This is a genomic window from Allobosea sp. (genome assembly GCF_030694325.1).
GTDB lineage: Bacteria > Pseudomonadota > Alphaproteobacteria > Rhizobiales > Beijerinckiaceae > Allobosea.
The window spans coordinates 1-10,805 of sequence record NZ_JAUXYO010000082.1; the positions used below are offsets into that span (position 1 = coordinate 1).

Consider the following 10,805-nt stretch of genomic DNA (forward strand, 5'->3'; position numbering starts at 1 on the left):
TTGTGGACGAAGGGGCCGTGCAGCAGCGCGCAGCCGAGCTTGGCGGGTTCGATCGGGTTGTGGCCGCCGATCATCGGCACCAGCGATCCGCCGAGATAGGCCACCTGCGAGAGCCGGTAGAACAGGCCCAGTTCGTTGACGGTGTCGGCGATGTAGAGTTCGGCCTCGCGCTCCGGCAAGAGTCCGGCGGCTCGTCTTGCGACGGCGATGCCGTTGGCCTGCGCCAGCGCCTCGATCTCGACGCCGCGCTGCGGGTGGCGCGGCGCGATGATCGTCAGCAGGTTCGGCAGATAGGGCTTGATCCCGAGATGGGCGGCGATGACCTGCTCCTCCTCGCCCGGATGCGTGCTGGCCGCGACCCAGACCGGCCGCCCGGTCGTCAGCCCATCAAGGATCGCCAGAGTGTCGGCGTCGGCGGGCGGCGCGGGCACGTCGAACTTCAGGTTGCCGGCGACGCTGACGCGCGGCGCGCCGAGCTGCGCCAGCCGCTCCGCATCGCCCTGCGACTGGGCGAGGCAGGATTCGAAGCAGGAGAGCAGGAAGCGCGAGGTCCGAGGGGCCTTGTACCAGCGCGCGAAGGAGCGCTCGGACATGCGGGCATTGACCAGGACGAGCGGTACCTCGCGCCGGCGCGCCTCGATCAGCAGGTTGGGCCAGATCTCCGATTCGCAGATCAGCCCCAGCGAGGGCCGCCAGTAGTCGAGGAAGCGGCGCATGTAGCGGGGAACGTCGAGCGGCAGATACTGGTGGATCACCCCGGCCGGCAGCCGCGCCGCGAGCAGCTTCGCCGAGGTCACCGTGCCGGAGGTGACGAGCACGGTCAGGCCGCGCTTCTGCAGCCGCGCGACCAGCGGCAGCAATGTCACCGTCTCGCCGACGCTGGCGCCATGGAGCCAGGCCAGCGGCCGGTCCGGCCGCCGCACGCCCGGATAGCCTCGTCGCTCGGCCAGGCGCGTCGGATCCTCCTTGCCGCGGCGGCGACGCCAGAGCAGCAGCCCCGCCGCCGCCGGTTCGAGCAGGCCGGTCAGCAGCCGGTAGCCGGCGAGAATCGCGCCCTTGCCGCTCATGGCGCCGTTCCTGGCGCGGCACCTTCCGCGGCCAGACGCGCCTGCCGCAACCCGGCGCCGGGGTCCTGCGCGCCGACCAGCGCATAGGCGCGGGCATGGACCGCGTCGAGACCGGCCTCCAGGGCGAGCCGCGCCGCTTCGCAGGTGGCCTCGTCGGCTTCGCGCGCGACATGGATCGCCTCGCCGACGACGATGGCGCCGCGGCCGAAGGGCAGGCCGATCGAGGCCCGGTCCCAGCTCTTGAAGTCGATGCGCCGGCTCGTCACCACAGCGATCGGGTGCAGCGGCCGCCCGGAGGCCCGCGCGAGCTGGATGATGCCGGGCCCGACGATGCGGGCGCGCTTGGGGATGTCGGCGGTCAGTACCATCGTCTCGCCGGCCTTGAGCCGCTTCAGCATGGCGAGGAAGGCACTGGCGCCGCCCTTCTCGCGGATCTTCTTGCCGAGCGCGCCCGAGCCGCGGATCGCGCCGATGCCGAGTTGTCGCAGTGCTACCGCGTTGAAGCCGCCATCGCCATGGCGCGAGACTAGCGAGCAGGCCGGCATCCAGTCCGGCCGCGAAAACGGGATCATGATGTGCTGGCCATGCCACATCGCGATGATCAGTGGCAGTTCCGGGCGCACGCGCTCATAGATGTCCGCCGGCTCGACGACGAAGCGGTTGGTGCGCTGCACGAGGCGCAGATACCCGGCCAGCATCCGGCCGAGCGCCTCCTGCGCCACGCGCGCCTTGAGAATCGAAAAGCCCATGAAGCTGGCGTCGAACCCCTCAGCTGTCGGGGTCGAGCAGGCGGTGCAGATGCACGATGAAATAGCGCGTCTGCGCCTGGTCGACGGTGGCCTGGGCCTTCGCCTTCCAGGCGGTATGCGCGCTCGCATAGTTCGGGAACACGCCGACGACGTCGAGCTTGGAGAGGTCCTTGAAGGTCACGCCCTCGAGGGAGCTGAGCTCCCCGCCGAAGACGAGGTGGAGAAGCTGTTTCTGTTCCGGTTCGGCCGTCATCGATCCCTCCAGCACGTGCTGTCGCCTGCGCGAACAGCGCGGCACCAGTTAAGCCATCCCTGTCCCCGGCGCGAGTGCCCAACACCGCCGGAGAGGCAGTCGCCGCTGCAAAACGCGCAAAAAGATGTCAGAGCCGCTGGGGCTGTGTGTCGCGCATCCGCTGCATCGCCGAGAGCAGCGGCTGCAACAGGTCCTCGCCACTGGCGACGAGCACGCCATGGACCGGGGTGGGGCGGTTGTAGACCACCGTCTCGCCCGCGCCGCCGCTCATCCGGCCGCCTGCTTCGCGAAGGATCAGATCGGCCGCCGCCAGGTCCCAGTCGCGCGCATCCGCCGAGATCAGGCCGGCGTCGATCGAGCCATCGGCGATCCGCGCGAGCCGGAGCGCGAGCGAGGGAATCTTGTCGACCGGCTCGAACGGCTCGATCCGCGCCAGCGCGTCGAGCATCGGCTTGGGGCCGGCGATTCGGGCCGTGCCGAGGCTGCCGAGCCGCGATGTGGCGATGGTGCTGCCGTTCTTCTGCGCTCCGCCGCCGCGCAGCGTCGTATAGGTCGCCGCGCTCGCCGGCGCATGGACCACGCCCAGCACCGGCTCGCCCTCGTCGAGTAGGGCGACGCAGACCGCCCAGTCCGGCGAGCCGCTCATATAGGCGCGGGTGCCGTCGATCGGATCGACGACCCAGACGAAGCGGCGCGAGAGACGCTGCGAATCGTCCACCGTCTCTTCCGAGAGCCAGGCGGCCTCGGGCAGCAGCACGGAGAGCCGGATGCGCAGGAAGGTGTCGACGCCGATATCGGCCTCGGTGACAGGGGAGCCGCCGCTCTTGGACCAGGTCCGGGCGACGGTCTTGGCGCCGGGCCGGAACAGGTCGGTCGCAATGGCGCCCGCCTCCAGGCAGCTTTCGCGCACCGCCCTGAGCAGATCCGGTGCGATGGGTAGCGGGGGCGTGCTCATGCGCGATCCCTACGGTTGGCGGCGGACCGCTTCAAGGAAAAATGCGCCCGCGGCCCGAAAGACTCCGTCAAGCATCATGCAGGAAACAGACCATGCAGAGGCCCGAAAAGCCCCGAACACGCTCCCTTAACCCAACCGCTTAAGCGCTCGGAGACGCCTGAGACGCAATCTCGACCTGCAAGCACGAGAGCCCCGGACTTCACAGAGGGCTCCGATGCGGCAGGGATTACAGAGAGGCGTCAAATCCATGGCCAGAGTCACGCCGGCCGCCGGGGAGTTCGGCTTCATGCCGCAGCTTCCCGGCGGTGCGACCGACCCGACGATCGTTCCCCGCAACCCGATGCCGGCTCAGCCGGACGGTCCGCGCATCGAGCGGATCGGCACCGTCCGCATCCTGCGCGGCGCTGCCGGATGGCGGGGTGTCTCGCTGCGCCTGGCCAATCCGGCGGGCGAGGACGAGATTTTCCAGCTCGCGCTGACGGCCGGGGACGGCCGCTCGATCACCATCGCGACCGTCGACGGCGACGAGGCCGTGGCGCTCTGGCGCGATTGCGGCCGTGCGAGTGGCATGCCGCTGCTGCTCGAGACCAGCGACGGCGAGATTTCGCAGCCCTTTCCGCAGATCGGCCGGCTCGCGCTCGGCCCGATCCGCGTCAGGCGCCGCCATTCCTTCCTGAACGGCAGGCGCCCGCGCTTCCTCGTGCGGCGCAAGACCGGCAAGCTCGCCGAACGTCCCATCGTCGTCGCTGGCGAGCGGCTGACGGACTAGGATCGTCAGAAGAGGTGGCGGCCGAGCGCATCGAGCGCAAACCCCGCCGCCAGCAATAGGCCGGCATGCCAGTTCGAGCGGAAGAGCGAGAGCGCGACCGGCGCGCTCGCGCCCTTAAGCCTCGAGACCTGCCAGCCGAGATGGCCTGCGAAGGCGGCAAGCCCGACAAAAGCGATCGGTCCCCCGCCGGCAGTCCAGGCCGCAAGCCCAGCCAGCGCCACCGCCAGGGCGAAGCACGAAGCGATCGCCTCCCGGCCGTACGCGCCGAAATAGCGTGCGCTCGACTTGATGCCGGCGATGACGTCGTCCTCGATGTCCTGCATCGCGTAGATCGTGTCGTAGCCGACCGTCCAGACGACCGCCGCCGCATAGATCAGGAAGGCGGGCGCATCGAGCCGCCCGAAGACGGCGCTCCAGCCGAGCAGCCCGCCCCAGGAGAAGGCGAGCCCCAGCACGAACTGGGGCATGTCGGTGATCCGCTTCATGAACGGGTAGATCGCGACGATCGCCAGCGAGGCGATGCCGACGGCGATGGTGAAGCGGTTGAACTGCAACAGCACCGCCAGCCCGACGAAGGACAGCCCCACCATGAACAGCGCGGCCGCCTTGGGCGTGACCTGGCCGGAGGGCAGCGGGCGTCCGCGCGTGCGTGCGACCTGCGCATCGAGCTTGCGGTCGACGATGTCGTTGAAGGTGCAGCCGGCGCCCCGCATCACCACCGCGCCGATCAGGAAGAGCAGGCAGTGCCAGAGGTTCGGAAAGGGCGAGCCCGAGGCGATGGCGGCCAGGCCCGCCGCCCACCAGCATGGCAGCAGCAGCAGCTGCCAGCCGATCGGCCGCTCGATCCGGGCGAGCTTGAGAAAGGGCCGCAGCCGATGCGGCGCGCGCGTATCCACCCAGTGCCCGGTCAGGGCATCGGGCAGGGGAGCGTCCGGTGACGATGTCTCAGGAGGCGTGAGCGGTTGGCCGGGCGCCGGAGCCGACATGGCGCGCGCAGCCCTCGGTCAGAGCGCGCCCTGCGGAATGCGCATGCCGCCGCCGGTGATCGCGTCGCCGCCGGCGAAGGGGTTGCCGGAGCCCTGCGCCTGCTGCTGGGCGCGCCGCATCATCTCGGCCTGCTGCTTCACCGCGTTGCAGGCCTGGGTGCGGATCGCCGCCGCCTTCTGGTTGTCGGCCTTCATGCCGTCGATGAAGGAGGGCGGAATCTGGCACCAGTCCTGGTTGTCCGTCGCGAACTTGACCGTGGTCGTGCCATTGCCGACGAGCTTGGTCATCGTGCTGCAGGCCTGTTGCGGCGTCAGCTTGCGCTTGGATTTCGTGGCCGCGTTCAGCGAGGCGACGAGTGACTGCCGTTCCTGCAGCAGCGCCTGCATCTTCTCGCAGCCCGAGGCCTGCGCGCGGGCGGGAGCGGCATCGATCAGCGCCGCCGCCGCGAGGCCCATGGTCGCGATCAATCCGGAAGCCATCCTGCGCCGCATCTCGTTTCCGCTCCACATCCTGCGGGGACACTGCGGCCCCTCGCGGTTTCCTTAACAGCAACGCCGTGTTAGCGCCAAGAACCTTTGCGTGCCGGCACTCCGGCAACGGGTCGAGGCTGCCGATAGCCGCCGATTGTGGCGGTTTTGGCGTGGATGGCTGCGGTCCGGCCGTCGCGGAGGGCGTGAAGCGGCAGCCGACAGGGAATCGCCCGAGCCATGACCATTCCCGATTTCGCGCGCTACCGCTTGTTCGTCGAGCCGGCTTTGGCCGAAGGTTGCCGGCTGCCTCTGGCTCGGGAGCAGGCGAATTACCTGATCTCGGTGCTGCGCATGAAGCAGGACGACACCGTGCTCGTCTTCAACGGGCGCGACGGCGAGTGGCTGGCCGCGATCACGGTCGAGGGCCGCAAACAGGCGACTCTCACCCTCGTCAGGCAGACGAGACCTCAGCCGCCGGCGCCGGATCTGCACTACCTCTTCGCGCCGCTGAAACATGCGCGGCTCGACTACATCGCGCAGAAGGCGGTCGAGATGGGCGCCGGCGTGATCCAGCCGGTGCTGACCCGCCGGACGCAGGTATCGCGGCTCAATCTCGACCGCATGCATGCCAACGCGATCGAGGCCGCCGAGCAATGCGGTATCCTCAGCCTTCCCGAGATCCGGGCCGAGCGCCCGCTCGAGGCCGCGCTGGAGGCACTGGAGCCGGAACGGCTGCTGGTCTTTTGCGACGAAGCGATGGCGCAGGAGAGCCCCGTGGCGGCGTTGACGCAGACTAAGCCCGGTCCGCTCGCCCTGCTGATCGGCCCCGAGGGCGGATTCGACGACACCGAACGGCAACGCATCCTCGCGCGACCCCGCACGCTGCCGATCTCGCTCGGGCCGCGAATCCTGCGCGCCGACACCGCGGCGGTCGCCGCGCTCGCTCTGGTGCAGGCGGTCCTCGGCGACTGGCCGCGCTGAGCGCGGAACGGCATTGGGCATCCCGCGTTCCGACGGTGCGGGGACGCATTCTCGACGCAATCGAGAGCAGTCTGGCGCGCCGATCTCGCCGCAGGCGTGGAGCGCGATTCGTCGCGGCCGAGCCCCGGCGAGCCGCGCCCCCGAGCGACGAGGATGGTATGATGGACGCGAGCTGCCGCTTCGGGATCGAGGAAGAGTATTTTCTGTCGGATGCGGCGAGCCGCGGGATCGTGCGCAAGGTTTCGCCGGCTTTCCTCGCGGCGGCCCATGCGGCCTTTCCGGACGAGGTGCAGCGCGAGATGCTGCAGTCGCAGATCGAGGTGGCGACGCCGGTCTGCAGTTCGATGGCACAGGCACGCCAGGCCCTAACGACGCTGCGAACCGGGCTGGCCGGGCTCGCACTCGAGCACGACATGCTGCTTCTGGCCTGTGGGACGCATCCCAGCGCCGCCTGGTCGCGCCAGCGCGCGACCGACGCCTCCCGCTACGACACGCTCATGCGCGATCTGCAGATGCTGGGCAGCCGCAACCAGCTCTGCGGGCTTCACATCCATGTTGAGGTCGAGGACGAGGACGAGCGCATCCGGCTGATGGGCCGCATCATGCCGTTCCTGCCGCTGCTGCTGGCTCTCTCGACCTCCTCGCCCTTCTGGCAGGGCCGCCGCACCGGCCTGATGGGGTACCGGCTGGCAGCCTACGGCGAACTGCCGCGGACCGGGCTCCCCGATCTCTTCGCCGAGCCGGCGGATTACCGCGCCTATGTCGACGCCATGGTCGCGGCCGGCGCGATCAAGGATGCGAGCTATCTGTGGTGGGTGGTTCGCCCGTCCGACAAGCATCCCACCCTCGAATTGCGGATCGCGGACAGTTGCACGCGCCTCGACGACACGCTCGCTATCGCCGCGCTCTATCGCTGCCTCGTTCGTCATCTGATGCGGCGGCCCGAGCTCAACCGCGACCTGACCGCCGCGTCGCGCGCCATCGCGGCGGAGAACCTCTGGCGCGCGCAGCGCTACGGAATCCATGGCGGGCTGGTGGACGAGCCCAGCCGCAGCATGCGCAGCGTGCCGAGCCTGCTGGAAGACCTCGTCGAGCGCCTCGGCGAGGATGCGAAGGCGCTCGGCTGTATCGCCGAGCTGGAAGCCTGTCGCGCCATCGCGACCGAGGGAACGAGTGCGGATGTTCAGCTCGCTGTCTATGAGGAGGCGCGCGCCCGCGCCGGGGGACCGGCGGCGGGCCTCGTGGCGGTGATCGACTGGATCGCCTCCGAGACCCGGCTCGACCGGACCGGCTGGGGGCGGGGAACGGAAGGCGGGCGCGGCGCCGCGTGAAGCCGCCGGAAGCCCTGCGCCGGGGGGAAGGCGGCCCCGCGCTAATGCGCGACGCAAGGTCGTTGTCGCGGGTTCGCACCTCGCCTATGTCTGGCGCACCCGGAGCCTGAGATCCGCATCGCCAGACCGGCGCGGCGAGCCTGGCCGTCCTGTTGTTCTGCCGGAGCGCCCATGGCTCGCGACCTGTCCGATTCGACCCCGATCGGTTCCAAGACTGAACTGATGTCCTGGATCGCAGCCGGGGAGAAGCCGCCTTCGACCTTCCGGCTCGGCACCGAGCACGAGAAGTTCCCGTTCTACCGGGACGATCTGTCCCCGGTGCCCTATGAGGGGCGCAGGGCATCCGAAGGACGCCCCGCAGCAGGCGGTATCCGTCACCTGCTGGAGGGGATGCAGGCCAAGCTGGGCTGGGAGCCGATCGTCGACGCCGGCCATGTCATCGGCCTCGCCGGTCCCGATGGCGGCGGCGCCATCTCGCTGGAGCCCGGGGGGCAGTTCGAGCTGTCGGGCGCCCCGGTCGAGACGCTGCACCAGACCGCGGCGGAACTCGCCGGCCATCTCGACGATCTCAAGGCGGTCGCCGAGCAGCACGGCATCGGCTTCGTCTCGCTCGGTCACTCGCCGCTCTGGACGCGGGCCCAGACGCCGATGATGCCGAAGAGTCGCTACAAGATCATGGCCGACTACATGCCGAAGGTCGGCTCGCGCGGCCTCGACATGATGTTCCGCACCTGTACGGTCCAGGTGAACCTCGATTTCGCGACCGAGGCCGACATGGTCAGGAAGCTGCGCGTGGCGCTGGCCCTGCAGCCGCTGGCCACGGCCCTGTTTGCGTCCTCCCCGTTCTCTGAGGGCCAGCTCAACGGCTTCCAGTCGATGCGCTCGGAAATCTGGCGCGACACCGACAGGGCCCGCTCCGGCATGCTGGCTTTCGCCTTCGACGAGGCCATGTCCTATGAGGCCTATGTCGATTGGGCGCTCGACGTGCCGCTCTATTTCGTCAAGCGCGGCGACACCTATCACGACGTGGCGGGCGCCTCCTTCCGCGATCTGATGGCGGGGCGGCTGCCGCAGCTTCCCGGCGTGACGGCGACGATCTCGGACTGGGCCAACCATCTCGGCACGCTGTTTCCGGAAGCCCGCCTGAAGCGCTTTCTCGAGATGCGCGGCGCCGACGCCGGACCGCCCGAACTGCTGAACGCGCTGCCCGCCTTTTGGGTCGGGCTGCTCTACGATCAGGCTTCGCTCGACGCCGCCTGGGACCTCGTGAAGAGCTGGGGCGAGGCCGACCGCCAGGCGCTGCGCGATGCTGTTCCCACGCAGGGGCTCGCTGCGACCATAGACGGCCGCACCCTGCGCGAGATCGCGCGCGAGGTGCTCGCCCTGTCGCGTGCTGGGCTCGCCCGCCGCGGACGGCGAGACGAGGCCGGCGCGGACGAGACGGGTTTCCTCGATCCGCTCGACGCCATGGTCGCGGCCGACAGGGTCCTGGCGCAGGATCTGGCGGAGCGCTTCCGCGGCCGCTGGGGCGGGCGGATCGAGCCGCTCTTCGAGGACCTCCGGCTGTAGTCGGCGGCTTCGGGCGAAAAACCGTTCTTCGTCGGCTTTGAAGCGATCAGATTAACGGTTTAGCCGGGATTCTCGGCTAGCGTCCGATGCCATGAAACTGATCGTCGCTCTTCTTGCCGATTTCGGCCGGGACCAACGCGGTGCCACGGCCATCGAGTATGCGTTCATCGCGGCCTTGATGTCGGTCGCGACGATCGCGACGATCACTCAGATCGGCTTGAACGTCGGCGACCTAACGTCACGGGTAATGGCCGGCCTGAACTGAACTGCCGCCCCTGGATTCTACTCAGCCGCCGTCTTGAAGCTCGCCAGATTGTCCAGACTCTGGATGATGTGCTCCGCCAGTGCGTTGGACAGCACCGAGGGGTCGAACCGCGTGCGCAGCAGCCCGATCTTGCAGGAGGGCAGTGTCGCGAAGCCCTCCGACGGCCCCAGGATTCGCATGCCCGGCCGGACGGCGCTCTCCGGCAGCACGGAGACCGCGAGCCCCGCGACGACGGCGGCGCCGACCGCGGTCGAATTCCAGCTCGCATAGAGCACGCGGAAGCGCCGCCCCTTGTTTTCCAGCGCGTCGACCGCCGCCTGGCGCCAGTTGCAGTTGGGCCGCCCCAGCGCCAGCGGCAGCGGGTCTTCCTCATGCACGCCATGGCGCGCCGAGGTGACCCAGAGCAGCGGCTCGATCCGGATGATCTCGCCCTGTCCGCGGCTTTCGACATGGGTGATGATGGCGAGGTCGATGTCGCCGGTGGCGATCCGCTCGGCCAGCATCGGCGTCGGCTCGCAGACGACGGTGACCTCGGCGCGTGGATTTGACCGGGCAAATCGCGCCAGGATTTCCGGTAGGTAGCGATCGGCGTAATCGTCGGGCACGCCGAGCCTGATGCGGCCCTTCAGGTCGGCATCGGCGAAGCTCGCCACGCATTCGAGGTTCAGCCGCACGATCCGCCGCGCATAATCCAGCAGGCGCTCGCCATCCTCGGTCAGCTTGGCATGGCGCCCGTCACGCCCGAACAGAGGCCGCCCGACGCGCTCCTCGAGCCGCTTCATCTGCATCGAGACAGCCGACTGCGTCTTGAACACGATCTCGGCCGCGCGGGTGAAGGAGCCGGTATCGGCGATCGCCACGAAGGTCTTGAGCTGGTCGGCGTCGAGCACATGAGCCATCGAAAACCCTCGCGTTCGGTCCATCAATATCCGTGTTGTCAAGGATCATAAGCATTCGTTTGGCTGATGACCAGCGGAAAGCTAACCTCCTGGCATCATCCGCTGCTGCCAAACGGTGCGTCCAGGCCGGAGCGCGATGCCCGCCCTCGTCCGTCCACAGGAGGCCGTCATGCTGCTCATGACATTCGCCACGAAGTCGCTCTCGTCCGTCTCGGCCGGCGCCACGCGTGTCGTGACCCTCACGCTCAAGCCGGTGAATGCCATCGTGAAAGCCCTGATCCATCGCCGAGAGGTGATGCGCCTGGGCGAGCTCGACGAGCGCGGGCTCAAGGACATCGGCCTCGTCCGCTCCGATCTCGACGGCGCGCTCGCGGTCTCCTGGCTGTCGGACCCGTCGCTCATCCTCGCGGAGCGCTCCAGCGCGCGCCATGGCGTCGCCTCGCTGCGCCGTCAGGCCGCGCTGCAGCAGGCGGAGCGGGCCGCCTGGGCCCAGCCGGTCACGCCTGCCCG

The 10,805-nt window shown here is 69.3% G+C and carries 13 protein-coding genes; 6 read left to right on the forward strand and 7 right to left on the reverse strand.

From position 1 onward, the window contains the following. The 4 genes from Q8M82_RS04685 to Q8M82_RS04700 all read right to left on the reverse strand — a co-directional run. Window positions 1–1,067 (reverse strand): 3-deoxy-D-manno-octulosonic acid transferase (locus tag Q8M82_RS04685; RefSeq protein WP_305690218.1); only part of this gene is annotated, 1,067 nt, incomplete at its 3' end. Continuing rightward, a complete protein-coding gene (locus tag Q8M82_RS04690; RefSeq protein WP_305690219.1) occupies window positions 1,064–1,816 on the reverse strand; it encodes a lysophospholipid acyltransferase family protein in 753 nt (250 codons plus the stop codon). The genes Q8M82_RS04690 and Q8M82_RS04685, both read right to left, overlap by 4 nt. Window positions 1,817–1,835: 19 nt before the next feature. Beyond that, window positions 1,836–2,069 carry a DUF4170 domain-containing protein gene (locus tag Q8M82_RS04695; RefSeq protein ID WP_305690220.1) on the reverse strand — a complete coding sequence of 78 codons (234 nt, stop codon included), beginning with the start codon at window positions 2,067–2,069 and terminating at the stop codon, window positions 1,836–1,838. Window positions 2,070–2,196: 127 nt separating this feature from the next. Then, window positions 2,197–3,024 (reverse strand): 3'(2'),5'-bisphosphate nucleotidase CysQ, encoded by an 828-nt coding sequence (locus Q8M82_RS04700; RefSeq protein WP_305690221.1) that lies wholly within the window; start codon window positions 3,022–3,024, stop codon window positions 2,197–2,199. 247 nt (window positions 3,025–3,271) lie between these two features. On the opposite strand from Q8M82_RS04700, the gene Q8M82_RS04705 reads away from it, so the two are divergent. Further along, the gene (locus Q8M82_RS04705) at window positions 3,272–3,793 is read left to right on the forward strand and encodes a DUF6101 family protein (RefSeq protein ID WP_305690222.1); all 522 of its coding nucleotides are present in this window, start codon (window positions 3,272–3,274) and stop codon (window positions 3,791–3,793) included. A 5-nt stretch (window positions 3,794–3,798) separates the two neighbouring features. On the opposite strand, the gene ubiA is transcribed toward Q8M82_RS04705, so the two are convergent. Then, window positions 3,799–4,779: a 4-hydroxybenzoate octaprenyltransferase gene (gene ubiA, locus Q8M82_RS04710; protein ID WP_371126234.1), complete on the reverse strand. Its 981-nt coding sequence runs from the start codon at window positions 4,777–4,779 to the stop codon at window positions 3,799–3,801. Between the two features lie 18 nt (window positions 4,780–4,797). Then, the gene (locus Q8M82_RS04715; RefSeq protein ID WP_305690224.1) at window positions 4,798–5,259 is read right to left on the reverse strand and encodes a hypothetical protein; all 462 of its coding nucleotides are present in this window, start codon (window positions 5,257–5,259) and stop codon (window positions 4,798–4,800) included. Window positions 5,260–5,487: 228 nt separating this feature from the next. Here Q8M82_RS04715 and Q8M82_RS04720 point away from each other — a divergent pair, with 228 nt between their 5' ends. From Q8M82_RS04720 to Q8M82_RS04735, 4 genes are all read left to right on the forward strand, one after another. After that, window positions 5,488–6,231 (forward strand): 16S rRNA (uracil(1498)-N(3))-methyltransferase, encoded by a 744-nt coding sequence (locus tag Q8M82_RS04720; protein WP_305690225.1) that lies wholly within the window; start codon window positions 5,488–5,490, stop codon window positions 6,229–6,231. Between the two features lie 158 nt (window positions 6,232–6,389). Beyond that, on the forward strand, window positions 6,390–7,562 hold the full coding sequence (locus tag Q8M82_RS04725) for a carboxylate-amine ligase (protein ID WP_371126235.1): 1,173 nt from the start codon (window positions 6,390–6,392) through the stop codon (window positions 7,560–7,562). 171 nt (window positions 7,563–7,733) lie between these two features. Next, entirely contained in the window at window positions 7,734–9,131 is a 1,398-nt protein-coding gene (locus Q8M82_RS04730; protein ID WP_305690227.1) for a glutamate--cysteine ligase, read from the forward strand. Between the two features lie 91 nt (window positions 9,132–9,222). Next, window positions 9,223–9,396, forward strand: coding sequence for a Flp family type IVb pilin (locus tag Q8M82_RS04735; protein ID WP_305690228.1), 174 nt, complete (start codon window positions 9,223–9,225; stop codon window positions 9,394–9,396). Window positions 9,397–9,413: 17 nt separating this feature from the next. On the opposite strand, the gene Q8M82_RS04740 is transcribed toward Q8M82_RS04735, so the two are convergent. Beyond that, window positions 9,414–10,295, reverse strand: coding sequence for a LysR substrate-binding domain-containing protein (locus Q8M82_RS04740; protein ID WP_067993771.1), 882 nt, complete (start codon window positions 10,293–10,295; stop codon window positions 9,414–9,416). 169 nt (window positions 10,296–10,464) lie between these two features. On the opposite strand from Q8M82_RS04740, the gene Q8M82_RS04745 reads away from it, so the two are divergent. Beyond that, the coding region (locus Q8M82_RS04745) for a DUF1127 domain-containing protein (protein WP_305690229.1) at window positions 10,465–10,805 on the forward strand (341 nt) is incomplete at its 3' end.